Source organism: Bordetella tumbae (assembly GCF_054780995.1).
This window is the reverse complement of sequence record NZ_BAAGVG010000018.1, coordinates 301,117-326,893: the sequence shown is the minus strand read 5'-3', so window position 1 is coordinate 326,893 and position 25,777 is coordinate 301,117. Positions and strand designations below refer to the sequence as shown.

At 56.5% G+C, this 25,777-nt stretch carries 24 protein-coding genes; 12 read left to right on the top strand and 12 right to left on the bottom strand.

Annotation, left to right across the window (positions count from 1 at the left end):
• Nucleotides 1-27 precede the first annotated feature (27 nt).
• The 4 genes from ACYVI2_RS16365 (at nucleotide 28) to ACYVI2_RS16350 (ending at nucleotide 4,811) form a co-directional block, all read left to right on the top strand.
• Nucleotides 28-894: a transketolase gene (locus tag ACYVI2_RS16365; protein ID WP_415815478.1), complete on the top strand. Its 867-nt coding sequence runs from the start codon at nucleotides 28-30 to the stop codon at nucleotides 892-894.
• The gene (locus tag ACYVI2_RS16360) at nucleotides 891-1,904 is read left to right on the top strand and encodes a transketolase family protein (RefSeq protein ID WP_415815476.1); all 1,014 of its coding nucleotides are present in this window, start codon (nucleotides 891-893) and stop codon (nucleotides 1,902-1,904) included. The genes ACYVI2_RS16365 and ACYVI2_RS16360 overlap by 4 nt, the downstream gene beginning before the upstream one ends.
• Nucleotides 1,905-2,103: 199 nt before the next feature.
• Nucleotides 2,104-3,807, top strand: coding sequence for a dihydroxyacetone kinase family protein (locus ACYVI2_RS16355; protein WP_415815474.1), 1,704 nt, complete (start codon nucleotides 2,104-2,106; stop codon nucleotides 3,805-3,807).
• Nucleotides 3,808-3,851: 44 nt separating this feature from the next.
• Nucleotides 3,852-4,811 carry a LysR family transcriptional regulator gene (locus ACYVI2_RS16350; protein WP_415815472.1) on the top strand — a complete coding sequence of 320 codons (960 nt, stop codon included), beginning with the start codon at nucleotides 3,852-3,854 and terminating at the stop codon, nucleotides 4,809-4,811.
• Between the two features lie 45 nt (nucleotides 4,812-4,856).
• Here the strand turns inward: ACYVI2_RS16350 and ACYVI2_RS16345 are convergent, their stop codons facing one another.
• The 3 genes from ACYVI2_RS16345 to ACYVI2_RS16335 form a co-directional block, all read right to left on the bottom strand.
• Nucleotides 4,857-5,690 (bottom strand): alpha/beta fold hydrolase, encoded by an 834-nt coding sequence (locus ACYVI2_RS16345; protein ID WP_415815470.1) that lies wholly within the window; start codon nucleotides 5,688-5,690, stop codon nucleotides 4,857-4,859.
• A gap of 56 nt (nucleotides 5,691-5,746) precedes the next feature.
• Nucleotides 5,747-6,757 (bottom strand): Bug family tripartite tricarboxylate transporter substrate binding protein, encoded by a 1,011-nt coding sequence (locus ACYVI2_RS16340; RefSeq protein ID WP_415815468.1) that lies wholly within the window; start codon nucleotides 6,755-6,757, stop codon nucleotides 5,747-5,749.
• A gap of 125 nt (nucleotides 6,758-6,882) precedes the next feature.
• On the bottom strand, nucleotides 6,883-7,680 hold the full coding sequence (locus ACYVI2_RS16335) for an IclR family transcriptional regulator (RefSeq protein WP_415815466.1): 798 nt from the start codon (nucleotides 7,678-7,680) through the stop codon (nucleotides 6,883-6,885).
• Between the two features lie 134 nt (nucleotides 7,681-7,814).
• On the opposite strand from ACYVI2_RS16335, the gene ACYVI2_RS16330 reads away from it, so the two are divergent.
• Genes ACYVI2_RS16330 through ACYVI2_RS16320 form a run of 3 tightly spaced genes read left to right on the top strand, consistent with a single transcriptional unit; the run spans nucleotide 7,815 to nucleotide 11,339 of the window.
• A complete protein-coding gene (locus tag ACYVI2_RS16330; protein ID WP_415815464.1) occupies nucleotides 7,815-8,957 on the top strand; it encodes an acyl-CoA dehydrogenase family protein in 1,143 nt (380 codons plus the stop codon).
• A gap of 37 nt (nucleotides 8,958-8,994) precedes the next feature.
• A complete protein-coding gene (locus ACYVI2_RS16325; RefSeq protein WP_415815462.1) occupies nucleotides 8,995-9,873 on the top strand; it encodes an amidohydrolase family protein in 879 nt (292 codons plus the stop codon).
• Nucleotides 9,870-11,339, top strand: a complete 1,470-nt coding sequence (locus ACYVI2_RS16320; RefSeq protein ID WP_415815460.1) for a class I adenylate-forming enzyme family protein — start codon at nucleotides 9,870-9,872, stop codon at nucleotides 11,337-11,339. The genes ACYVI2_RS16325 and ACYVI2_RS16320 overlap by 4 nt, the downstream gene beginning before the upstream one ends.
• A gap of 57 nt (nucleotides 11,340-11,396) precedes the next feature.
• Here the strand turns inward: ACYVI2_RS16320 and ACYVI2_RS16315 are convergent, their stop codons facing one another.
• From ACYVI2_RS16315 to ACYVI2_RS16285, 7 genes are all read right to left on the bottom strand, one after another.
• A complete protein-coding gene (locus ACYVI2_RS16315) occupies nucleotides 11,397-11,678 on the bottom strand; it encodes a helix-turn-helix domain-containing protein (RefSeq protein ID WP_415815458.1) in 282 nt (93 codons plus the stop codon).
• Nucleotides 11,671-11,775: a hypothetical protein gene (locus ACYVI2_RS16310; RefSeq protein WP_415816471.1), complete on the bottom strand. Its 105-nt coding sequence runs from the start codon at nucleotides 11,773-11,775 to the stop codon at nucleotides 11,671-11,673. Before ACYVI2_RS16310 ends, ACYVI2_RS16315 begins: the two co-directional genes overlap by 8 nt.
• Nucleotides 11,776-11,911: 136 nt before the next feature.
• The gene (locus ACYVI2_RS16305) at nucleotides 11,912-12,754 is read right to left on the bottom strand and encodes an ABC transporter permease (RefSeq protein ID WP_415815456.1); all 843 of its coding nucleotides are present in this window, start codon (nucleotides 12,752-12,754) and stop codon (nucleotides 11,912-11,914) included.
• A 3-nt stretch (nucleotides 12,755-12,757) separates the two neighbouring features.
• Entirely contained in the window at nucleotides 12,758-13,531 is a 774-nt protein-coding gene (locus ACYVI2_RS16300; protein ID WP_415815454.1) for an ABC transporter ATP-binding protein, read from the bottom strand.
• Nucleotides 13,532-13,547: 16 nt separating this feature from the next.
• Nucleotides 13,548-14,549, bottom strand: coding sequence for an ABC transporter substrate-binding protein (locus ACYVI2_RS16295; RefSeq protein WP_415815452.1), 1,002 nt, complete (start codon nucleotides 14,547-14,549; stop codon nucleotides 13,548-13,550).
• A gap of 69 nt (nucleotides 14,550-14,618) precedes the next feature.
• Complete coding sequence (locus ACYVI2_RS16290) at nucleotides 14,619-16,352, bottom strand: hydantoinase B/oxoprolinase family protein (protein WP_415815450.1); 1,734 nt, start codon at nucleotides 16,350-16,352, stop codon at nucleotides 14,619-14,621.
• Entirely contained in the window at nucleotides 16,349-18,472 is a 2,124-nt protein-coding gene (locus tag ACYVI2_RS16285; RefSeq protein ID WP_415815448.1) for a hydantoinase/oxoprolinase family protein, read from the bottom strand. The genes ACYVI2_RS16290 and ACYVI2_RS16285 overlap by 4 nt, the downstream gene beginning before the upstream one ends.
• A 277-nt stretch (nucleotides 18,473-18,749) precedes the next feature.
• Here ACYVI2_RS16285 and ACYVI2_RS16280 point away from each other — a divergent pair, with 277 nt between their 5' ends.
• Nucleotides 18,750-19,421 carry a TetR family transcriptional regulator gene (locus ACYVI2_RS16280; RefSeq protein WP_415815446.1) on the top strand — a complete coding sequence of 224 codons (672 nt, stop codon included), beginning with the start codon at nucleotides 18,750-18,752 and terminating at the stop codon, nucleotides 19,419-19,421.
• 8 nt (nucleotides 19,422-19,429) lie between these two features.
• On the opposite strand, the gene ACYVI2_RS16275 is transcribed toward ACYVI2_RS16280, so the two are convergent.
• Nucleotides 19,430-20,350 (bottom strand): LysR substrate-binding domain-containing protein, encoded by a 921-nt coding sequence (locus ACYVI2_RS16275; RefSeq protein ID WP_415815444.1) that lies wholly within the window; start codon nucleotides 20,348-20,350, stop codon nucleotides 19,430-19,432.
• Between the two features lie 179 nt (nucleotides 20,351-20,529).
• Between ACYVI2_RS16275 and ACYVI2_RS16270 the strand changes: the two genes are divergently transcribed.
• The 3 genes from ACYVI2_RS16270 to ACYVI2_RS16260 all read left to right on the top strand — a co-directional run bounded on the left by ACYVI2_RS16270 (nucleotide 20,530) and on the right by ACYVI2_RS16260 (nucleotide 23,722).
• A complete protein-coding gene (locus tag ACYVI2_RS16270) occupies nucleotides 20,530-21,417 on the top strand; it encodes an HTD2 family dehydratase (protein ID WP_415815442.1) in 888 nt (295 codons plus the stop codon).
• Nucleotides 21,414-22,652, top strand: coding sequence for a CaiB/BaiF CoA transferase family protein (locus ACYVI2_RS16265; RefSeq protein WP_415815440.1), 1,239 nt, complete (start codon nucleotides 21,414-21,416; stop codon nucleotides 22,650-22,652). The genes ACYVI2_RS16270 and ACYVI2_RS16265 overlap by 4 nt, the downstream gene beginning before the upstream one ends.
• 89 nt (nucleotides 22,653-22,741) lie before the next feature.
• Entirely contained in the window at nucleotides 22,742-23,722 is a 981-nt protein-coding gene (locus tag ACYVI2_RS16260; protein ID WP_415815438.1) for a Bug family tripartite tricarboxylate transporter substrate binding protein, read from the top strand.
• A gap of 48 nt (nucleotides 23,723-23,770) precedes the next feature.
• Here ACYVI2_RS16260 and ACYVI2_RS16255 read toward each other — a convergent pair whose 3' ends face one another.
• A complete protein-coding gene (locus ACYVI2_RS16255; protein WP_415815436.1) occupies nucleotides 23,771-24,898 on the bottom strand; it encodes a zinc-binding dehydrogenase in 1,128 nt (375 codons plus the stop codon).
• Between the two features lie 182 nt (nucleotides 24,899-25,080).
• Between ACYVI2_RS16255 and ACYVI2_RS16250 the strand changes: the two genes are divergently transcribed.
• Nucleotides 25,081-25,431 (top strand): hypothetical protein, encoded by a 351-nt coding sequence (locus ACYVI2_RS16250; RefSeq protein ID WP_415815434.1) that lies wholly within the window; start codon nucleotides 25,081-25,083, stop codon nucleotides 25,429-25,431.
• Nucleotides 25,432-25,777: the final 346 nt, after the last annotated feature.

The window sequence follows — 25,777 nt, the reverse complement described above, 5'->3', positions numbered from 1 at the left end:
CATTAACCAGCTAAAAGGAACGTCACGATGACGGAAAAGTCTGCATTGTTGAACCACTTGGCCTGCGCCGCATGGCGCATCCGCCGTAATGCAGTACGCATGGGTGAAGTGCAGGGGCAAGGCTACATTGGTCAAGCCCTGGGCTGGGCTGACGTGTTGGCAGTCGCCTATGGCCACGCATTGAATCTCAAGGCGGACGATCCCAAATGGGAGGGCCGTGACCGGTTTCTCTTGTCACATGGGCACTACGCCATTGCTCATTACTCAGCCCTGATTGAAGCGGGCATCATCCCCGAAAGCGAACTCGAAACCTATGGCAGCGACGACAGCCGTCTGCCGATGTCGGGAATGGCTGCATACACCCCCGGCATGGAAATCTCTGGAGGGTCTCTGGGACAAGGCCTCTCGATTGGTGTGGGCATTGCATTGGCGTTGAAACAAAAACGCAATCCCGCCTTTGTCTACAACTCGATGTCGGACGGCGAACTCGACGAAGGCTCCACCTGGGAGGCCGTCATGGCTGCCGCACACCATGGCCTGGACAACCTCATCTGCCTTGTCGATATCAACAACCAGCAAGCGGATGGTCCATCCGGAAAAGTCCTGGGGTTCGAACCTCTGGCCGATAAATGGACTGCCTTCGGTTGGCATACCCAGCGTATCGCCGGAAATGATCTGGCCGCGGTACTGCACGCGTTCGATCAGGCACGCTGCCTCGAGTCGCCACAGCCTCGCGTCATTCTTTTCGATACCTTGATGGGCAAAGGCGTGCCTTTTCTCGAACAACGCGAAAAGAATCACTTTATCCGTGTCGATCCGCCCGAATGGCAACAAGCTCTGGATATTCTGGACCAAACCCGCCCGACCTCTTACACTGAAGGAGCCATGGCATGAGCAGCACCGCATTGGAAAAGAAACCGCGCCTCACCACCTCGGCCATGATTGCCTCCATTGCCTCGGAAGGGCAACGCGTGCATGCAGCGCCCTTCGGCAAAGCCCTGGTCGAATATGCCGCCGCGCACCCCGAAGTCGTTGGACTGACGGCCGATCTGGCCAAATACACGGACTTGCACCTATTTGCCAAAGCCTACCCCGAACGGTTTTTCCAGATGGGAATGGCCGAGCAGTTATTGATGGGCGCTGCGGGCGGCATGGCGAAAGAAGGGTTCATTCCCTTCGCTACCACCTATGCCGTCTTTGGCACACGACGCGCCTATGATTTCGTTCATCAGATCATCGCGGAAGAAAATCTGAATGTGAAAATCTGCTGCGCGTTGCCAGGGCTGACGACAGGCTATGGGCCTAGCCATCAAGCCACAGAAGACCTGGCAATGATGCGCGGCATCCCGGGCATGACAATTGTCGATCCATGCGACGCATTGGATATCGAACAGGCGGTGCCGCAGATCGCTGCCCATAACGGGCCTGTGTACATGCGTTTGCTACGGGGCCAAGTTCCCATGGTGTTGGACGAAATCGAAGGGTATCAATTCGAACTCGGCAAGGCGAAGCTGCTGCGCGACGGCACCGATGTTCTGATTATTTCCAGCGGCATTCTGACCATGCGCGCGCTGGAGGTCGCTCAAGACCTGGCAAAAGACAATGTAAGTGTGGCAGTGATGCATTCGCCCACCATCAAACCATTGGACGAAGCCACACTGGTCGAGGCCGTACGCTATAAACACCGCCTGGTTGTGGTCGCGGAGAATCACTCTGTTATCGGCGGCCTCGGAGAGGCAGTCGCCAGCGCGCTATTGCGCCATCGCGTGCAACCGGCGGGCTTCCAATTGGCTGGATTACCCGATGCATTTCTCGATGCGGGCGCACTTCCGACCTTGCATGACCGCTATGGGATCAGCCGGGAAACGTTGAGCGTGCGAATAAAGAACTGGCTGGATCATTAAGGGCTCTGCTCCGAGCAGGGATTCGGGGACTCGGCGCAGCGGCCACGCTCTATGGCAGGCGCGGTTTGGCGCGCTTGTTCTGCATTCTCATGCAGAACAAGCATAATATTCCACTAGACCGTCAAATAGGCGCTGCCCAGCGACTAACGGCCGACCCCGTCTTCCCCCTGTGTGAATACACGGACTCTCGGAGCAATGGATGAAAAAGCTGATCAACAATCCTCGCCACATCGTACGGGAAGCCCTCGAGGGATTAGTTGATACGACGCACCATCTGGCACTGGTCGATGGCGAAAACATCGTCGTACAGCGTGATTTGCCTGGTCTTGCGGCTCGCCCCGTGGCGGTGCTCTCTGGTGGCGGGAGTGGCCACGAGCCTGCTCATGCCGGATATGTCGGCATAGGCATGCTCACGGCGGCGATCGCGGGTGATGTATTTACCTCTCCGAGCGTGGATGCGGTACTGGCGGCGATCGTCTCTGTCGCCGGACCTGCTGGGGCCTTGCTGGTCGTTAAAAACTACACCGGCGACCGGTTGAACTTTGGTTTAGCCGCTGAACTCGCGCGAGAAAAAGGCATTCCGGTCGAAATCGTCCTGGTGGCCGATGACGTATCGTTGCGCGACATGGTTCCAACCGATCGCCGTCGCGGTATTGCTGGCACCGTATTCGTGCACAAGATCGCCGGAGCGGCCGCAGCCAAAGGCTGGCCCTTGGAAAAAGTGGCGGCCATCGCTGCACGCGCCGCAGCGGCGGTAGGCTCCATGGGCGTTGGCCTGGGTGCCTGCACGGTACCATCTGCCGGTACGCCCAGCTTTTCGCTGGGCGACACCGAGATCGAATACGGTCTGGGTATTCATGGCGAGAAAGGGGTACGCCGAGTCGACATGAAACCCGCAGATGCGATTGTGGACGATATCCTGGCGCAGATATTGGCAGAGGTACCTGACAATGCCAGTCGAGTCGCGCTGCTGGTCAACGGCTTGGGGGGTACGCCGCCCATAGAGCTGCAGATTATCGCGCGCCATGCACTGGCCACCTTACGCGCCAAAGGCCTGACACCCACGCGCGCCTGGGTAGGCAACTACATGACCGCACTTGAAATGCCCGGATGTTCGCTTTCGGTATTGCCTGTGGATGACGAGTTGCTCGAACTGCTGGATGCGCCTTGCGGCGCTCCGGCATGGACACACTCTGGCCGCATCAATGAACAGCGCACGATGGTGCCTGTGCCGAGTGGCCTCGAGACAAATCTCGCGTCCATGCCAGCCGGCCCGTTGGCCGCGACACTGGAACGGGTAGCAAAAGGCGTCGCGCATGCGCTGATCACTGCCGAAGCCGAACTCGGGGAGCTTGATGCCAAAGCCGGTGACGGCGACCTGGGCGCCAGCATGGCACGCGGCGGCCAGGCCATTCTCGACTTGGCTCCTGAGGCTTTTCACACGCCCGGTCAATTCTTTGCCTCGGCGGCGCAAGCGATGCGTAGAGCGATCGCGGGCAGTTCCGGCCCGTTCTACGCCGTAGGGTTACTACGCGCCAGTCGCGAACTGGGGGACCTGGCCGCGCCATCGCCGACGCAATGGCAGAAAGCCTTTGCCGCCGCGGTAGATGCCGTGATGGAGATGGGAGGCGCCAAAGCGGGAGATCGCACGATGGTCGACGCCCTCACGGCGGCCAACAATGCATGGCATGCGGCGTTAGCGGCTGGCGCTGCAGGCAAGGAGGCGTTTAGCCAGGCGGTACAGGCAGCAGAGAAAGCCGCCGAGGACACTGCCCATATGCAACCCCGCCTAGGCCGCGCCAGTTACCTGGGAGAGCGTGCCGTCGGCATTCCGGATGGCGGCGCTGTCGCGGTAGCGTATTGGCTAAAAGCACTGCAAAACGGTATCAAGGAAATCGGGTAAGTCACCCGAGGAATAGGCTCGTGCACTGGTAAAAGCGATTCTCAATGGAAAAAGGTATTTCTTTAAACGACATCTGGTACTTTGTCGAAGTCGCAAAACGCGGGAGCTTCAGCGCCACCGCTGCGGCATTGGATATGCCAGTCGCTACACTTTCAAGGCGCATATCCGAACTCGAAAAGAATCTTGGATATGCGCTGTTCCTACGCACGACACGCAAGGTTTCATTGACCGACTTGGGCACGCGCTACTTTGAGGAATGTGTCTCCCAAATCGAGGGCATTCTAAAAGCGCACGAAAACGTCAAGACATATCTCGAGTCGCCTGAAGGAAAACTGCGGGTCTCGATCATGCCCGGCCTGGCGCCTTTGCTGCCAGGCGTCTCAGAAGAGCTGCACAACCGTTTTCCAAAAATCAGCTGCGATTTCGATCTCAGCAGCTCAACAAAGATCAACGACCTTTCCGGTATGGACTTATACATCCGGGCGGGGCGCCAAGAGGACTCTCCTCTTATCCAAAAACCGCTCGTGAATTTTCGTCTCATCCTGGTGGCGTCGCATGATTATCTGCAACGAGCGGGATATCCTGACTCACCTGCCGACCTTCATCATCATGCGCATATTTGCATGCACGGAGCAGACACTTGGGAACTCCGAAGAGGAACAGAAGTCGAGACGGTTCAGCTCATCCCGAAATTTTCCAGCAATCAGATTCTTTTGAATCTACAGCTCGCTGGCAAGGACCTAGGCATCACTCCCGTTCCCTCCCCCTTTTCTGGCAACCAATTACTGCAGAATTACCGGCTGGAACGCGTGCTGCCTGATTGGGAGTTATCCTCTGCCATGTTGTATGCGCTGTTTGAAAGCCGCGTGATCTCGGCTAAAGCTACGGCCTTTCTTAACATTCTCGTCAAACATTTGCAGGCACATTTTTCGCTGGATAGCCTATCGGTGCCTCCATCTGCCGTGTGGAGTGAATGGGCGAATGGTGGAAACAAAGGCGGATGAGGAGGCGCTGACCGGTCAGCATCTCAGATCCAGCTGCGTGAAGAGTTAAATTAGATAAGTATTTTCGTCCTGCGCGTCCAAGAAGGCGAGATATTGGGCAACCGTATTCTCCAACGCCTCGGCGTTCCCAGTGCCTGCAGTTATCAAAGGTCGAGCCTCAGGCATCAGTCGGCATATCCGATCGAAATACTCCAAGAACATATCCGTCTGTGCACACGCCAGCAATGTGGGCACTCGGACCATAGGCAAACGAGATGTCTTGTCGTAGCCGATCGCTGCCCGATAGGGAATGTGATATGTACGCGTTGCCTTGATGACCTCTACCGCTTTGTCATGCAGCTCGTCGGCACTGGGCAAACCTATAGACCGCCGATGTGCCGCATCGCGTTTATACCAAGGCCAGAATAAATACACATCCCGGACAAACTGATATATCCATGCCAGTTGGCCACCATTCATGTCTATATCGACGCCAGGTGCGTAGTGCTTGAGCATGTCATCACGCTCGTCATCGGTGTACTGCGAGACGCCGTCCAAAATCAGCTTTCTGACTCTGCCGGGATAGGCAATGGCAATTTCGCACGCAATGTTTGCACCGGTGTGGCTGCCGTATAAATCAAAGCGCTCTATACCTAGCTGATCGATGGCCTGCACATGCACTTGTGCAAAGTAGCGGATGTCCACCTGGTCGCTGACAGGGGCGGAGGAATCTCCATTGCCCAAGGTATCAGGCGCATACACCGTTCGACTATTGCCCAGACGGGCAATCAACGGCTCGAGCAGTTTTGCCGATCCTGGTGACGCATGCAGCATCACCAGCGGAATGGGTGATGTTCCGTCCGGCTCTGGTGACGCCGGAGATGCCGTGCGATAGTGCACTTGGCAATCCGGCAACGTGACGAATCCTCTTAACACACGGGCCAACGCATTACATGTCACTTCAACGATACCCCGACTGATTTGACCAGTTTTGCCCAACGTTCACTGTCTTGTTTGATTTTGGACGCATAGTCGCCGGGGGTTGTGCCTTCGGCCTCGAGGCCCATGCCCTGCAACCGTGATTTTGTTTCGGGCTCCATCAGAATGCCATGCAAGGTTGTATATAGCTTGTCGATGATGGGCTTGGGTGTTCCTTTGGGGGCAACCATTCCGTACCAAGAGTTAACTTCGAATCCCGGCAAAGTTTCCGCAACCGTCGGCAGCTCGGGCAGCACTGATGAGCGCTTCAGCGTGGTAATCGCCAACCCTGTAACACGGCCGTCTTTCATCAAACTCATCGCCGCCGCGATATTGATGAACGCAAATTCAATCTGACCACCAATCAAATCAGTACTGATCTGACTATCGCCTTTGTATGGGACGTGCAGTAGCGAGACCTTTCCCAACTGAGCCAGCATCTCGCCAGCCAGATGCGTGGTGCTGCCCACCCCCACCGAGCCATAAGACAACTTTCCGGGATGCGCGCGCGCGTAGTTCAATAGATCATTCACTGATGTGAATTTCAGATCAGGCCGAGACACCAGGACGATCGGACTCGAAACGATCTGCGTGATCGGTTCAAAATCACGAATCGGGTTGTAGGGGAGCTCCTGCAATGCCGGGCTGATCGCCATTGGACCGACATGCGCGAGGAACAAGGTGTAGCCGTCCGGATTTGCGCGTGCTGCCTTGGCAGCGCCAATGGTTCCGTTAGCGCCAGGCATGTTCTCCAGGATCACGGACTGGCCAATGACCTCGCTCATCCTTTGGAGGAGCGGGCGGGCAATGGCGTCGGACGCCCCGCCGGCTGTCCAGGGATTGATCACTGTTATGGCTTTGGATGGATATGCACCAGATTGGGCCGATACCGCTGGACTCGCATAAGAGCCCAGAGTCACACCGAGTGAAGCCGCCAACGCAATAGCACCCGCTTTACAACGAATAACCGCCCAACTGATAGCGACCATGGAAACCCCTTTTCCGTTCGCACAACAGCAATATCGAATAATTCGCTATGCGAATAATCTATTCGCAGCATAAATCAGTCTATGCAGATGCCAGAAGGCCGTCAATGCTCGTTAACGCGTAAATGCTAGAACGCCACGTTTCGGTGACGGGCCGCATGCTCGCCCGCCAAGGCCGGCGCGATCTGCCGGGCTAATTCTTTGAGAGCTGCTGCAATAGGCCCCGCCAGGCGCGATTTAGTCATATACGAACTATTTCCCCCGCATGTCAGTGCCAGCACACGCCGCCCATCAGGAGAAATGACCGGCACTCCGATCGCATTGACGTCACGATGGGAGTGCCCCAGGTTGAAAACAAAACCATGTTCGTTGTAATGGGCGATCGCTTGTTCCACGGCACTGGCATGCACTTTCCATTCTTTGCCCAACTGCTGCTTGATTGCCGTCAATAGCGATGTACGTTCTTCGTCCGGCAAAGCAGCTAGATAGGCCCATCCCAATGAGGAGTTCACCATCTCGAGTTGTGAGCCCACGTGCAGAATCAGTTTCAAGATGGCAGGGCTTTCGGCGCGCTGCACGATCACCATATTGTGCCGATCAGGTTCAGCCAAGGACACCGAGGCTTCAAACTTTTCGGCCACCACTTTCATCAACGGATACGCAAATTCCGCGACACCCGCATGCGTGATGGATGCATGTCCCAGCGTCAGCACGCCAGGCCCGACACGCAGGCGATCGGCGTTGCGGCCGGGAATCAAGTATCCCGACTGAGACAAGGTATAGCAGAGGCGCCACACGGTGGGCTGCGGCAAGCCCGTCATACGCGCAATCTCGCTGGTGCCCAACTCGGGAGTGTCAGGGGTAAAGCAACGCAAAACCTCGAGGCCCCGATGCAGCGCCGTCACGAACATCCGATCTTCTTTCACTAGTGTTTTCCCCAAATCGACGGCGAATTATCGCCTGAGCCATTGACTGACGCTCATATAAGCCAAACAATAGATTCATCAAGCGAATAGCTTATTCACTATACGAATAATATTAATGGATAATCGGGAAGCCTATGCATCCAGAAATAAATAGCGGTCAGGCCGAACTCCGGTCCGCACTGCGAAAATTCGTCACCGAACGCCTGGACCCCATCGCAGCGCGCATTGACGCAACGGGTGATGTGCCACCTGGCACCCGTGAGTTAATCGCCGCGCAGGGCTATCTCGGCATGCGCCTGCCTGCCGAGTATGGCGGTGCCGAGACAGATCTATCGACGTATTGCCTGGCGCTCGAGGAAATGGGACGCTCGCATCGGGTTTTTACATTGATGCTGGACGCTTCCAGCGGACTGACCCCTATTGCACTGGTTCGACATGGCACCTCCGCGCAAAAACTCACCTATCTGCCCAAATTAGCCAATGGCGAATGGACTGCGTCATTCGCCCTGACAGAACCCGACGCGGGCTCTGACGCTGCGGCATTGCGCACACGAGCGCAGCGTTGCGAGGGCGGCTGGCGTATCACCGGTACGAAGCAATACATCAGCGGTGCGCATTATGCTCGCGTCATCATGGTCATTGCCGTCACCGATGCTGCCAAACGCGCCGGCGAGAGGATGACGGCGTTCCTGGTAGACAAAGACACACCGGGCATGACCATCAGCCGCATCGACAAGACCATAGGATCCGATCCCATGCAGCTTGCCGAGCTGCACTTTGACGACTGCTTCGTTCCTGATACCGCGGTACTGGGCCAAGTGGGACAAGGGTTCCCCATCGCCATGGGATCGCTCACCAGTGGCCGTATGGGCGTGGCGTGCTCATGCCTGGGCACTGCCGACAAACTGTTGGAACTGTCTATCGGCTACGCAAAAAACCGCAGCACGTTTGGCAAACCCCTATCCGAGCGGCAAGCCATTCAATGGATGTTGGCCGACTCCGCTACGGAACTGGCCGCGGCCCGCGCACTTGCCTATGACACGCTGCGCCGTATCGACGCCGGCGAGGATGTCGGTACGGCGCCGAGTATGGTCAAGCTCTATTGCTCCGAGATGGTCGGACGAGTCGCAGACCGGGCAATACAGATTCACGGCGGCGCGGGCCTCATACGTAATGAGCCCGTGGAACGTTTTTATCGGGACGTACGCCACTATCGCATTGGCGAAGGCTCGTCGGAAATACAACGCATGCTGATCGCCCGCGATCTGTGCAGGTAAACGGGCGCGATCCGCCCAATTCGATTAAGGACCAAAAATGAGCAAGTACGACATGCTGGCCATAGACGCGGTGGTCAACATCTGGACCCCTGAGACTTATGAGCTGCGCCCCAATCGGGACGCGTTTTTCGGTGGAAAAATGAAAGTGCAGGATCACACGTTGCGTGGGATCACTCATGATGAAATGCTGCGACGGATGGATGCTGCGGGTATTGAGCGGGCGTTTCTGATTGCCAGCAAAGTCGGCACCAAAGGGCATCGCGCCAGCTACCACATTCCTTACGAGATGGTAGCCGAAGCCATCAATCTGCATCCCGATCGTTTTCTGGGTCTGGCCGGCATCGATCCCACAGAAGGCATGGATGGGGTCCGTCAGTTGGAGGCAGCGGTTCGGGACTATGGATTCATCGGCGCACACGGCTATCCGCATTGGTTTGAATTGGCCCCGGACCACGCCAAGTGGTATCCCTTTTATGCCAAGTGTGTAGAACTGGATATTCCCATTCAACTGCAGGTGGGGCAATCCATGCTTTATGACCCGAACTACCGCCTGCGCAGCGTGGGTAAGCCGATCACCCTGGATGCAGTCGCTTGCGACTTTCCCGAGTTGAAACTGATCGGCATCCATGTAGGCATCCCATGGACAGATGAAATGATCGCCATGGCATGGAAGCATCCAAACGTATACATCGGTTGCGATGCACATGCTCCCAAATACTGGCCTGATTCGTTCGTCCACTACATCAACACGTACGGCAGCAACAAGGTCCTGTTCGGCACGGACTTTCCGATCCTGGATTTCGAACGCACGCGCGACGAGATCGAAGCCCTGGACCTGCGCCCTGACTCCAAACGAAAACTGCTGCGCGACAACGCGATACGTGTGTACAAAATAAATGAAGGGGCCACACAGTGAGCGTGCCTAATATTGCAGACATGTTGTCCCTGCATGCGCAGATGCGGCCTTCCAGCGTCGCACTTGTGCATGGCGATGAATCACTGACGTACGCCGAGTTGAACAAAGCCGTCTTGCAGCGCGCGGCGATGTTGCAGGAGATGGGAATACGCACCGGCAACATTGTCGCCGTGGCACTGAAAGACGGCATAGAACATGTATTGATGCTCTATGCCATTGCCCGTGCAGGCGCAGTGATTCTGCCTATGGATTGCCGGTGGAAAGAGTTTGAAAAGCTACGCGTTGCAAAACACTTCCAGCCGACATTGATCATGGTCGAGCCGGGAGGGGACATTCCTGGGGCCGTATGCATTACAGCGGATGCGGGCTGGAATAAGAAAATCATCGGCACGTTGATCGATCATGCCTTTCCCGATGGGAATCGGGGCGTTGTCATGTCATTGTCGTCGGGCACAACAGGACGTCCCAAAGGCCCCATGCTGACGCATAGCCAGTTTCAAGCGCGATTCTGGACACATTGGGTGGATCTGGGCTTTGGCAGCCGGGAAGTCTACGTCAACGCCACGCCACTCTACTTCGGAGGTGGCAGAGCATTCGCCATGTCCACGCTACATGCGGGAGGCAAGCTGGTTCTGTTTCCTCCGCCTTATGCCCCGGAAGACCTGGCCACCGAGATTGCACGCACACAGGGCACGATTCTCTTTCTGGTACCAACGCTGCTGCGCAGAATGATGAATACGGAGTCTGAGAAGTTGATTCCGATGAAGGCACTCACCACACTGATCTCGTCTGGTTCGGCCTTGACGGCGGAGGAACGCAAACGCATCAAAGAAGACATATGTCCGAACTTTCTTGAATACTACAGCTCCACCGAAGGCGGCGGCATTACTGTGTTGCCTTCCGCCGACCAGATTGCGCACGGAGACTCCGTCGGGCGGCCCGTTTATGGCGTCGAGGTGCAAGTCGTGGACGAAAATCATCATCCTGTTCCCCGCGGAGAAACAGGACGAATTCGATATCGCGGACCTGCCGTCGCCAATGGGTTCTACAACGATCCGGAAGCCAGTGCAGAAGCCTTTTATCAAGGATGGTTCTATCCGGGAGATCTGGGCAGCCTGGGCACAGAGGGGTACCTGACGTTGAAAGGACGGTCCAAGGACATGATCATCCGCGGAGGGGTAAACATCTACCCCCTGGAAATCGAGACCATCTTGTCAACCCATGAATCGATTGCCGAAGTCGCTGTAGTCGGTTGGCCATCGCGCGAGTTCAACGAAGAAGTCGCTGCCTTTGTCACCTTGCGCAAAGGGCATGCTCTCGATGAAGAGGCGCTCAAGAGAATGTGCAGAGCCACGCTCGCACCTTATAAAATTCCACGTGAGATTTTCCTATTGGACGAATTACCTCGCAACTCAGGCGGAAAGATCATCAAAAGCGAGCTCACGGCGAAACTGCCGCCGTTGTAGTAGCCAGTCAGTGCCGAGCGTCATACAACGCGGCCGCAGACCGGTCAGGATCTCAGGTCACGCTGCTTCGAGAACTCGCATCTCAATGTGAAGTCCGGCGGCGGTGGCCATGTTGACCAAGGCATCGAGAGCAAACAGATTGATCTTGCCGCGCATTAGGTCAGAGACTCTTGGCTGCGTCACACCAAAGAGCTTTGCTGCTTGCGCCTGGCTCATTCCGGTACGGGCAAGATGATTTTTCAGAGCCGTCATCAAGATAGAACGCAACTTCATGTTCTCTGCCTCTTCTGGAGTATCCTCAATGGCGTCCCATACGCCGGCAAACCGCGGATTACTCATGACCCAACTCCTGTAATAAAGCACGATAGCGCTTCGAGGCAAACTCCAAATCTGATGTGCTGATTTGCTGGGCCTTCTTTTGAAAACAGTGCAGCACATAAATCACCGTAGGCGTCCATAGTCCAAAGCCTACCTATTTCAGGCTTAACAACTGGATCTTTAGCCAGATTCTGCGTCAGATCAGATCGATCCTACGCCCGACTCATCGAGCAACACGAGCCTCACCGTGGTTGTTAGCGCTTTACCTCTGCCAGCATAGGCATTTGCTTGTCCTGTTGCGCGGCTGACGGCGGCTCAACAATCGGTTTCCCACGTTGAGAAGCGTGCCAAGGCAATAGATGCTCTTCGACGATCTCCAGCCCTTTGAACAAGATCACACCCAGTATGCAAAGCAGCGCCAACGCCACAAAAACCGTCGGCGTGTCAAAGCTGCCCTGGGCGACAAGGATGACATAGCCCAATCCACTGCCGCCGGCGACAAACTCGCCCACAATCGTACCGACGAGGGCAAACGAAATACCGACCTTCATACCGGCAAAGATGCTGGGCAATGCGTTTGGAAAACGGATCTTCCACAGCACTTTGCTGCGAGAGGCTTGATTTGCACGCGCCATGTTGAGCATTTCTGGATCGATAGATTTCAGACCCAGTACTGTATCGATCAGAATCGGGAAAATAGCGATCAGCATGGCGATTGCGATCTTTGGTGCGGAACCTGTACCGAGCCAGATGACAAACAACGGCGCGAGTGCGACTTTCGGTACGGCATTCAGCGCAACCATCAAGGAATACAAAGTACGGTCAAGGAATCGAGAATAGACAATACCAATGGCCGCCCCAACGCCGAGCACCACGGCCAGAACAAAGCCCGCCATCGTAGTCTGCAAGGTATCCAGGGTCTGCATTAATAGAAACCCGGGCTGCGCCATGAACTCGGCAAAGATCTTGCTAGGTGCCGGCAGCAAAAATTCCCTGACGGCAAACCATCTGACACCGCCTTCCCACAGCACGAGAATAACGAGCATCGTCAAAATAGCCAGCCGGCTTTCCTCGGCGCGTTTCCATAAGCCTTTCATCGCTTACCCCTTGTAGATTCCGAGTTCGCGGAAGATCCCGCGGATCTGCGACACGTAGTCGGCAAAGGCCTTTGTTTCACGAATGGCCAAACCGCGAGGCCTATCGAGCTCAATAGGGACGACTGCCGCCACACCGCCAGGATTACGGGACATCACGACAACGCGATCGCTCAGGTAGACAGCCTCGGAAATCGAATGCGTGATAAAGAGCACCGTCTTGCCGGTATCCATCCAGGTACGCTGCAGCTCTTCATTCAGTTCGTCCCGAGTAAAAGGATCGAGCGCCCCAAAGGGCTCGTCCATCAGCAGCAGTTGAGGATCGACCAGCAATGCACGGCAGATCGAGGCGCGTTGTCGCATGCCGCCCGACAGTTCCCACGGAAATCGATCGGCAAAGGCGCCAAGCCCGAACAGGTTCAACACCGCGCGGGCTCTTTCTTCGTAGTCCTTTCGGTTCAGATTATGAAACTCGGCAGAGATCAACACATTGTCGAGAATGGTGCGCCAATCCAAAAGCAGGTCACGCTGAAAAACGACTCCCATGTTCGACGGGGGACAGACGATGGGATCACCCTGCAGGGCGAGATGCCCGCTCGAGATGGGTTCAAGCCCTGCCACGCATTTCAATAAGGTGCTTTTGCCACAGCCGCTCGGCCCGACAATGCTCACAAACTCGCCCTGCTCGATATCGAGGCTCACGTCCTTGAGCGCGTAGAGCGGATCGCGCTGAGAGCGGTAGATTTTGTTGAGCTGACCTATCTCTAAGAATGCCGACATGTTCGCCCCTGTCTCGTCAGTTTGCCAACATTGCGTTGGTGTAATAATCGGACGGCTTATGGCCCGGCTTGATAGCGCCTACCTGCTCCATAGACTGGATTGCCGCGACCCAGTCAGTATCATTTTGGGCACCAAAGGGCGCACCTTTCTGCGAAGGGCTTTCGAAGAACTCGCGGTACGCGACGATCTGCGCACGCAGAATCTCGGGATCAAGCTTCGCGTTCGGCCGTTGGGCGACAATGGCGGCGACTGCCTCGTCTTCATGGCCTGCATAGATGTACTGCCATGCCTTGACCTGAATCTGCGTGAACTTCTTGATCGCTTCCGCGCGCTCACCCAACGCTCTCGGTGTGGTCACCAAGCCATAGCTGGGAAAATTGATCCCGCTATCGGCCAGCAGCAGTGTCTTGGCCGGTCGTACCTTTGCTACCATCGGCTGGCCAAAGGGGGCTTGTGACAGGAACCCGTCACTGTTGCCCGACGCGTAGGTCGAAATCATGGCACTAGGCGCGACCATCACGACATTGGTCTTGGATTTCGGTACATCACTGGCCTTGAAATAGGGATCGATAAAAGGAGCCCAGGGACTGGTCGTAAAGCAAACGAGCTTCTTGCCGATCAAATCGGCGGGGGATTTGATGTCCAGTTTTTCGTCCACCAGCACCGCCAGGTCGCCCTTACGGGCAAAGCCAGCGATAGAGATGAGATCCAATCCGTTCTCTTTGGCGATAGCCATCGTGCCTAATTGGACTTGACCGATATCCATCTGGCCGACGGCCACCAGTTGCAGTGTGTTGATCGTGCCGGTGCCATCCTGAATTTCCACATCGAGGCCGGCGTCTTTAAACCAGCCTTTTTGTTGCGCCAGGTGCATGGCCGCATGCATACCCCACGCAGAAAAATCCAATCGCACTCGTAGCTTTTCGCTTTCCGCATGCGCACTCATTGCAGTGAAAGCGAACAACATCGTTGCCGCCAGAACGGTCCGGTGGATCCGGTTCAGAAAAGACGAACGCATTTTGTAATCCTCGTGAGGCATGTATAGGTAACGTCAAACAGGAATTCGGAATTTTCCCCTAGCGGCGCGCTATGCAGCCTGCGCCAAGGCATTGCGGCGCAGCACTTCGCTAGCCGTGTGATCCACCGCACCGGTATGAGGATCGACCACGACCTTGTAATGCTCAAGGACATATTTCGCGGTCAACTTGTGGTTCCACACGTCTTCGCGGATGCGATCCCAGTCACGATCCATAGGATCGCCAAAACCACCGCCACCCGGTTGAATATGCGTCACCACATCGTTGCGTGCAACTGTCATTCCGACTTTGCTAGGCAACTCCGTCAGTTCATCTCCATGCTGCAGCACGTTGCGAGCTGGGCTCGCCGGCGTGCCGCCCGCCAAGCCATAAGGCGGGAATTTCATGCGATCGGCACGAAGTTGCAACAGCGCATCTGGCGCCAGCACACGATAACTGCGGCGGATACCTAGCCCACCGCGATATTGACCAGCGCCGCACGAGTCCTCAACCAATTCGTAGGCCTCGACCCGCACGGGATGTTGAGCCTCCAAGGTTTCCACGGGAGTATTCGAAAGGTTCTGGGAAGCATTGGTGATGGCTTCAATTCCGTCGCTGGCAGGACGGCCACCCCATGCACCGCAGATCATGTCGACAATGATGTACGGCTTGCCTTCGTCACTTTTTCCAGACAGACATACTACGGTGTTACCACCCTCACCCGCGGCCGGGATCCGATGCGGTACGACTTGGGCCAGCGCACCGAGCATGGCGTCAAACACGCGATAACCTGTTAACGCGCGAGCCGCCACTGCGCTCGGAGGCAGCGGATTCAATACTGAACCTTCGGGCACATGCACATCAATGCAGCGGAATACGCCTGCGTTGTTTGGAACGTCTCCCAACAGTGCGCAACGCACGCTCAGGTAAGTGCATGATTTGGTGTATGACAACGTGGAATTGATGGCTGCACGGACCTGTGGCGAGGATCCGGTATAGTCCGCCGACACACGGTCTTCGTGTACAGTCAGCGCCACCTCGATACGGATGGGGTCTGGCGACAGTCCGTCGTCATCAATATAGTCGACGAAATGAAACGTCCCTTTGGGCCACTTTCTGATCTCTTCTCGCGTCAAGCGTTCTGCATAGTCCAACAGCTCGTTCAAGTAGGCGCGTGAATCATCTCTGCCATAGCGATCAAATAGGGCTGTCAATTCGCGCACTCCGATCTGAGAGGCTGCATACTGAGCCTTCAAATCGCCGAGAACGCGATCTGGCACACGGACATTCTGCGCAATGATGCGCTCCAACGTTTCGTTGACCTTGCCGGCCTCATAGAGCTTTAGCACTGGAATGCGCAAGCCTTCCTGATAGATCTCGGTCGAATCGCTGGCATTTGAACCAGGCACACGTCCGCCCACATCGGTGTGATGGCAGATGACAACGCAGTATCCTTCGATCTCACCTTGATAAAAGAACGGAACGAACATGAAGATGTCCGGAAGGTGCATTCCTCCCTCATAGGGATCGTTCACGATCACCGCGTCTCCGGGCTGCAGTGTATTGCCATAACGCTGCTGCAGCGCCGCCATGGCTTCCGGAATAGCGCCTAGATGCAAAGCAATGGTTTTTGCCTGCGCGACCATGCGGCCATGGCGATCGCATATGGCGGCCGAGTAGTCCATCACATCTTTGACGATTTCCGATCGCGCAGTGCGGATGACGGTGTATGCGATTTCGTCGACGATGGAGTCCATCGCATTCTTGACGACAGCAAAGGTAACGGGATCGAATTGCGTACTCATGCTTGCTCCTGGGCGATATCGATGATGATGTTGCCGATCTTGTCTGCATGGGCCGAGGCGCCAGGCGGCACAACAATCGTGGTGTCATATGACTCGATGACTAGCGGGCCATGCCAAGGCTCGCCCTTGATGGCCGAGCGAGGCACCAGGCGAGTCTCGTACGGCGGCTGATCGCGCTCGAAACTAACCTGGCGAGTACCCGAGACGCCTTGCAACGCGCTTGCGTCAACGCGAATATCGTTGAATTTCAGCCGTTGATCACTGCGGCCATAGGCGCTCAGCCTGATATTCACGAGTTCCAGAGGTTCGTCGTTACCGTAACCAAAAGTCTGCCGATATTGATCACCGAAATCTTCGACCAATTGAGTAATGGCCGCATCGTCGATCGCTTGCTCTGCCGGACTGCGTAATGCAATGGTGAGCTCAGAACTCTGGCCGAGATAACGTAGATCCAAGCTGACTGCCATCTCAACGGCGTCTTGGGAATAGCCCTCTTGTGCCAGGACAGAGAACCCTTGAGTACGCAGTTCGGCAATCGCAGCGTTGATGGTTTCCTTGTCGCAGTTGGCGAGTGGACGCAGGATCGCTTTGACAAAGTTGTGCTCGGCATCTGCCCCCAGCATGCCTGCCGAGCAGAATACGCCGGCCATCACAGGGGCAATCACACGCTTGATGCCTAGCAGTTTGGCGACATCGACAGCATGCAACGGGCCACCGCCGCCGAATGCGATCATCGTCATATCGCGCGGATCGCGGCCACGTTCGACAGTCACCGCACGCAGCGCACGCGCCATACTCACATTGGCTACATGACGGATGCCGTGTGCAGCTGCCAGCATATCCAGTCCCAAGGGCTCGCCGATATGCGTCGCAATGGCATGCTGCGATTTCTCGGGATCGACCTTCAGACTGCCTCCTGCCAGCGCGGTGGGATTCAGGAAACCCAATGCCATGTTGGCGTCCGTGACAGTAGGACGGTCGTTGCCACGTCCATAGCATGCCGGCCCAGGATTCGCACCGGCAGATTCGGGGCCGACGCACAACAAGCCGCCGGCGTCGATACCGGCCAGAGAGCCGCCGCCGGCACCGACTTCGGCGATATCAATGGCGGGGACCTTGAGCACGTAGCCGCCGCCCTTTACAAAGCGGCTCGGGGCGCTGATTCCGTCCCGGAACTCGTATTCGTTGGTTAATGAGGGCACGCCTCCCATGATGATGGAAGCTTTCGCGGTCGTGCCGCCCATATCAAAAACGATGAGGTCCCTGCCATCGCCGAGCGCGCCTATCTGCGCAGCGCCCGCCACTCCTCCTGCCGGCCCGGAAGCCACGGCAAAGACGGGTTTTTCACTGGCGCTATCGACGCCCATCATGCCACCGTTGGAGGCCATCACCTGCAATGATGCTTTGACTCCCATACGCCCAAGATCGTCTTTCAACCGGCGCAGATACGTGCGCATCGCCGGCAGAATGTAGGCGTTCACCACAGTAGTACTCGTGCGCTCGTACTCCTTGATTTCCGGCAGAACATCGCACGACGCCGTGACGAGCAGTTGGGGAAACTCGCGCTCCAGCAGTGCCTTGGCTTCTAACTCGTGGGCAGGGTTGATATAGCTGTTCAAGAAGCAGACCGCCAGCGCCTCGACCCCTTCATCGACCAGATCGCGGGCAATGGACAGGACCTGATCGGCATTCAAGGGAACGATGACGTTTCCACGCGCATCCATCCTCTCATTAATGCCTCGACGGTAACGGCGGGCGGCCAGCGGTTGCGGCTTTTGCCAACCCAGGTCAAACATGGTGGGTGTACGAATACGGCCGATTTCGAGCACGTCTCGGAAACCAGCGGTGGTCAGTACGCCGGTGCGGGCGCCGACTTTTTGAAGAATCGTATTGGACGCCGTGGTGGTGCCATGGACGATCTCCGTAATGTCGCCGGGCTGGATGCCAGCCTGCTCGATCAATGCGCCCAAGCCAGTGACGATGGCCTCCCCAAGATCGTGGGGCGTTGTGGACGTCTTGTTCACAAAGAGCTGCCCATTCGGTAATGACAGGACGATGTCCGTAAAAGTGCCGCCGATATCGCACCCGACGCGGGCGCCTGCACTGGTTCCTACTTGCATCGTGCAACTCCAAGGAAAAGGGGACGCAGCCACTGCTATGCCTGGATGGATTGGCTTCAGGGCCGTGATCGAGTTCATTTACTAACTAACTAGTCAGTACAATAAGCGTGAAAAATGTGCCCGCCAATTCGGGTTTTCACGTAGCCGAAAGCGTTGCCAGCATTAGATATTCGGCCTCATTGCAGATCGACCGATACGGTGTAGACTAACCAACTAGTTAGCCGATGCAACACATCAAAGAAGCACGGCAGAACCGCTAATGAGACAGACAGGACCCATGCCAACGACGAAACCCAGCGGAAAATCAAAGCCCCGTGACGCGGCGGCCACGCGGGAAAAAATCCTTCAGATGGCCGCGCGTGAATTTGCCTCTAAAGGCTATGACGGTGCGCGCGTTGACAGCATCGTGGCACGCAGCAAAATCAGCAAGAACCTCGTCTACCACTACTTCGAAAGTAAAGAGGCGCTCTTTATCGAGGTCATGGAACGGGCATACTCCGCCATGAGAGAACGGCAGAATCAGTTCGGCTTGCTGGGCGAGAACCCTGTCGAAGACATGCGAACCTTGGTGATGCAGACGATTCGGCATTTCATTGAGCATCCGGAATTCATTCAGCTGTTGAGTACGGAAAACTTGCACAAGGCCGAACACATCCGGAAATCCAAAGTGATTCCAGCGATGTTCAATCCGCTCAAGAGCGCGTTGGCGGACATTCTCGAACGAGGGAAAGAACAAGGCGTATTTCGTGCCGACGCAGATTGGGTCGACCTCTATGTATCGATATCAGGGCTGGGGTCCTATTCGATATCGAACCGGTATACCTTGTCGTTTGTGCTGGGGGTTGATCTCGGCGCACAGGAACGCGTGGAGGCTCGCCTGCAGCACGTGTGCGAAATGGTGATGAGCTATTTGCTGCAGCCGAATTCGAAGCGCCCGCCGAATGCTTGAATGGCGGCTCAGCCGATCAGCGCCTCCTCTAAGGCACCAGGCGTCAGGTCCGGCGCAAGCTTTCCTAGGAAGTCGCACAAATGACGCGGCCAATAGGCGCCGCGCCGGGCCAGGACATGGACAATACTGATCGGAAATAGATGATCGACGGATTGAGCCTGCAGCTCTTTATCGACAGGCTGCGAGAAAGCAATCACGGGAATGATGGCCAAACCCACGCCCGAAGCCGCGTAGTGCTTCATGATCTCGACGTCCGTGCCTTGTACTGCGATTTTGGGAGTCAGTCCTGCGGCGTCGAACGCCTGGGTGATACGCCGGCCGATGGCGTGTTGTTCGCTGTACGTGATCAGGGGGTAACGGGCGATGCTCTCCAGTGTCAGTGGCTTGTCCTTGAGAACAGGATGACCTCGTTTGCTGACCAACACATGATTGAGCTCGTAACACGGGATCGCCGCCAGAGACGGCGGCAGGACGGGGGGCACGGTAGACAAGCCGATGTCTACTTTTCCCGTGGCGACGAGATCGGCAATCTCTAGAGGTGTCGCCTGAATCAAGCGCAACGCCACACTGGGATTGCGCCTGCAAAATTCCGGCACGATATCCTGCAGCGCATAGCGTGCATGAGTATGTGTCGTCGCGATAGCCAGACGCCCCTGGGCCTTGAGCTGCTGGTCTGCGACGATGTTGGAGATGTCTTCGGTGGCTGCCATCATCGTCCGCATGCATCGCAAGACCTGGTCCCCCACCTCGGTCAGCGCCAGAATACGACTCTTGGAACGAATCAACAGCGCGGTACCGAGTCGTTCCTCTAGCTGTGCGATCTGTTTGCTGACGGCCGATTGGCTGGTGTATAGCGCCAGCGCGGTGCGTGAGACATTCATGTCGTTTTCCACAAGCGCACAGAACGCACGTATCTGTTGCAGGTTCACACTGTCTCCTTTGACGGTTTCCCACACGGGCCGCCCTCGAGCGCGCCGGGCCTGGGGCCTTTTGTTATCTGTGGAGGAAATGTATTCCAATTTGGAATTGACATCCACAATCTATCACTTCTTGGAAATCCCGCGAGGAACTAGGATGGACGCCTAGACAACCATTCCAACGAAGAAACGTGACCTCTGAGACGACGCCTGAAGCACTCCAAGCCCTGCAATTCTGGATAAATCGCAGCGAAGAGACCACCGATATCGTGACTCCGCAGTTGGCCGAACGATTGGCGGCGACACTCGAATCTGCGCGCAACATGCGGTTCGAGCGCGGCATCGAGTTCCCGCAAATGTGGTATTCCGTGCTTTTTCCGCGGGTCGTGCCACGCTCGAAGATCGGCAATGACGGCCACCCCGCGCTCGGTGATTTTCTACCCCCCGTGCCGTTGCCTAAGCGCATGTTCGCCGGAAAGCGCATCCAGTTTGTTAGTCCCATTCTGATCGGAGATGAATTGCGGCGGGTGTCGACCATTGCGTCGATTACGCCGAAGCTAGGCAGCACGGGGCAGCTGGTCTTTGTCACGGTTCGGCACACGATCAGCAACGCGGCAGGTGTCTGCGTCATAGAGGAGCAGGATGTTGTGTATCGGGAGAACACCAATAAGAAAGACCAAGGTGCAGCCAAAACACCCACTGCGGACCCTTTCGAAGCTCGCTACCGATCAGCGCCCATCGTCGCGGATACTGTGATGATTTTTCGCTATAGCGCATTGTGTTTCAACGGTCACCGTATTCACTACGATTACCCCTATGCCACGCAGGTGGAAGGCTATCCCGGTCTGGTCGTCAATGGCGGACTCTCAGCGCTATGTGCGACGGAACATCTGCATCAAGCCTGGAACGGTACGTCGCTTTCCCACATCACGACGCGCAACGTTGCACCGCTGTTCGAGGGACAGACTTTTCATGTCGAAAGCCGCACCGGTGAGCATGACGGTGAAGTTGAATTTCGGGTTGTGTCACAAACAGGCGTCACGACGCTGCGCGGTTCCGCCACGGGAGTTGCGGCATGAGCCATATGACATCCGCTCCCGATGTATCCAACGCAGCAAAAGCGCCGCTGGAAGGATTACGCATCATCGACCTGACTCAAGTCGTAGTGGGTCCTTATGCCACACAATTTCTTGCGGATTTTGGGGCAGAAGTCATCAAGATCGAGCATCCGACGGGTGATCTGGCTCGCTGGATAGGTGGAAAATCCACGACACCCGGCATGGCGGCGAAGTACCTGCATCTGAATCGCAACAAGAAAAGCATTGCACTCGATCTAAAGAAACCCGGCGCGGCCGAAGCGCTGAAGAAACTCATCGTCACCGCCGACGTCGTCATACACAACATGCGGCCCTCTGCGGCAGCCCGCCTGGGACTGTCGGCACAGGATCTGTTGGAGCTCAAACCCGATCTGATTTATTGCAGTGTCGTAGGGTTCGGACAGGGCGGGCGCTACAAGGACAAGCCGGCCTATGACTCGATCATCCAGGGCGCATCCGGACTGGCTGCGATCAACAATGGGGGAGACGGGGAGCCGCGGTTCGTCCCCATGGTGATCGCTGATCGTACGGTCGGCATCATGGTCGCCAACACGATTCTGATGGGGGTGGTGCAGCGACTACGCCATGGCGGGCCGCAAATCATCGAAGTACCGATGTTCGAAAGCATGACCGCATTCGTATTGGCCGAGCATTTGTTTTTAAAGACCTTTGATCCACCCTTGGGGGAAACAGGTGACTCGCGTCTGCTCAATCCCAACTCGCGTCCCATACGCACAGCCGATGGGTATATCTGTGTGACGGCCAATACAGACGAGCAAGTATTCGCGATGTTTGATGCGATGGGTCGCTCTGATCTACGGACCGACCCGCGTTTTGCGGAAAAACGGGCACGTTTCGAGAACATTGGGGAGATGTTCCGGATCCGCAATGAGATCTTTGCGAGCCGCACCACCGCACAATGGCTGGAAATACTCGAGGCGGCGGATGTCCCTGCAATGCCGTTGCACACGCTGGATTCCGTGCTCGATGATCCGCATCTCGCCGACACACGGCTATTTCAACCAATCGATCATCCGACCGAGGGAAAGATCATCAATCTACGCAATCCCATTCAGTTCTCCAGTTATGAACCATCACTGAAATGGCCGGCCCCGCTGATCGGGCAACACAGCATAGAACTGCTGCGCAGCGTCGGAGTCAGCGACCAGGACATTGAAGCCATGCTGGAAAGCGGAGCCACCGTCAACCATTGTTAAGAAGCTTGAAAATCAACCGTCGCACAGCATCGCGCCATACGGCGTGCCTATAAAACGAACGACGCGCAACCCCCGAGGAGACGACAAAAATGTTCCATAAGTTCGTGTTTGCATCGCTGATGACGCTTGCGGCGATTGGTTCCGGCCCATCGCAAGCGGCGGAAACGTACCCCTCACGGCCGATCACGCTCGTCGTGCCGTTCACGCCGGGCGGCAGCACCGATATCATTGCGCGTGTGATGGGCAAAAAGCTAGGCGAGATCCTGGGCCAATCCATCGTGGTGGAAAATCGGCCTGGCGCCGGCGGCATTGTCGGCGTGCAGTACGCGAAGTCACAGCCGGCTGACGGCTATACGCTGCTGATGGGAGCCATCGGCACATTCGGTGCCAACGCGACGTTGTACAAACGTCTGCCCTATGATCCGGTGAAAGACTTCACACCCATTTCGCTCGTCGCCGGTGTACCCAACGTCCTGGCGGTGAACCCGGCCAAGCTGGATGTGCACAACGTAGACGAATTGATCCGCACCGTGCGGGCCAAACCGAATGGTTATGACTACGCATCGGGTGGCAGCGGCAGTGCAGCGCATCTCGCGACCGAGTACTTTGCGTTGCAGGCCAATATTCAAATTCAACACATCCCATACAAAGGCACCGCACCTGCGTTGAACGATCTGGTGGGGGGTGTGACGTCTCTCGTGCTGACAGGGTATCCCCCGTTGGCTCCGTTCCTGTCTTCTGGCCGGTTGCGGCCCATTGCCGTGGCCTCCGCAAAGCGCCTGCCGCAGTTACCGGATGTGCCGACCATCAGCGAAACCAAGGGGCTCGAGGGATTCCAGGCGGATCAGTGGTATGGCATCCTGACCAAGGCAGGGACTCCAAAACCCATCGTCGATAAATTGAATGCGGCCATTGTCGAAGCGTTGGCGGATCCAGAAACGCTGAAACAGTTCCACGCAGAGGGTTTGGAGCCCATGTCCAATAGCCCGGAAGCGTTCTCCGCATTCATCAAGGAACAAATCCAACTATGGGGATCGGTGGTCCGTAAAGCGGGCATCATCATCGACTGAATACCGTTAGAACGATACCCGTCTCGACATAGCGGCAGGAGAGTGAGATCAGCCTGGCGCGATGCGGACCAGCGTCTTTTCTCCCGTCGCCATACGCGAGTAGCTCGCGATGGCGTCGAGCGTCAACACCTCAGGCAGCGTGATTTCCCGCGTGTAATGGCTGGCAAATGTGCTGGTCATTTCGTCGAAGATGCGTTGCTTCAGTTGCTGTACGCGTTCGGCCCCTGCGCGTTGCAAGAAGGGGAAAAGCAGCCATCCGCCTATCCCCCATGCCGATCCGAAATTGCGCTCGATCTCGATGAGTGACCGGTTCAAGCTGCCGTAGACGTAGACCTGTTTATGAACGTCGGTGCCATATCGGTTGTAGGTACGCCCCGGTCTCTGCAGCAATGCCGCTTCCATGGCGAACAGGAGCCGCCCAGCTAGCTGGCCGCCACCGATCGCATCAAAAGCGATGGTCGCTCCCGTGACCAAGAGAGCTTCGACAAGCTTGGCATCGAAGTCCTCGGCGCTGCTGTCAACCACATGCTTGGCACCCTGTTTCGTCAACAGTTCGGCCTGTTCTGGTCGACGCACAATGTTCACCAGCGGAATGCCGTCCTTTAGACAAATGCGGTTGAGCATCTGGCCCAGGTTGGATGCGCCAACGGTGTGCACAAGTGCGCGATGCCCTTCCATGCGCATGGTTTCCACCATGCCCAGCGCCGTCAAGGGATTCACGAAGCACGAGGCTCCCTGAGCAGCCGTCGCGCCATCAGGCAAGACCAGACATTGCTTCGCGGGCAGCGCGCGGTACTCGGCATACATTGCACCGCCTATCATGGCGACCTTTTTTCCCAGCAAGGCCTGCGCCCCGGGGGAGTCGCCTACGGCAACCACGGTACCAGCCCCCTCGTTGCCCACGGGCAGTGCCTGGCCGACCCTCCCTGATGCCGCCGCCATCGCGGCAGCCGACAGAGGAGCCGTAATCACCGGGCGCTCGTCGGTACCGGACTGATGGGCTTTGGCGATGTCGGCGCCCGTGAACATCACCCCTATGTCCGAGGGGTTCATGGGTGAAGCCTCCATGCGCACGATCACTTCATCGGCAGTTGCAGGAGTTGGTACCGGCACATCGGCCAGCGACAGCTCCAATGTGGCGTCGGGTCGGACAAGAGAACGCAATTGCAGGGGCATAGGGCCTCCGGTGAGCCATTCAGACAGGTCCCCGTAGTTTGACGTGAAGCGGGGCAATCTGTCGATAGCCATTCGGATAAGTTAAGGTATAAGGCCCGAATCGATCTGATCTCGTGCAGGGAAGCGTGTTCTTCAAAGGCTTATCTGTATTTCGTTGAAACCCACTGACAAGGAATCCAATCATGATGACCCGATTTGGCCGTGTGAGCGCTGCTGTCATAACAGCGTTTGCACTGACTGTCCCGTTGCTCCAAGGCTGCGCCACCAGCAGCCAGAATGATCCGCGCGTCGTGGCCGCAGAGATGGATAAGCCTTTCAATAATTGGCTCAATACGCTCGTTACTCAGATCAAGGCCGATCCAAAATACAAACGCCTTCCGCTGGATACGGAGGCACAGCAAGAGGAATTCATGGTGTGGCTCCATAACGCCTACCATCGTCGGATCACGAAAGAGGAATTTTCGGCTTGGGTGAATAGCCAGTATCCGAACCATCAATACGAGATTTCCTTTATTGTCTCCAGGCTCCCATAATCGGATGAATCGCGTCGCTGAAGAGGAAGCGTCAGCGACGCGAACCTGAAACGCATCGGTGAACGTTCTGCGATCGCATCGCAGAGCAACTTAGGGAAATCCCGGGGCTGTGTCTTGCATTGCCCTTCCCTAAAATGCGTGCTGTCTTCTTTCAATGAAGATCGGCCAGGCAAGCTTCAACGGCGCAGCTGCCATCACGGTCGTTCAGCAGCTTTTCTCGTCGACAACGACGTCGACATCTTGCCGGTCTCTCGGCATATCCAAACACCCAATCACGTCAACGCGACTTTCGGCGTCGGCCTTTGCTCGTCCGTACATACTGCATGCGGCGGCAAGTCCTGCGCGC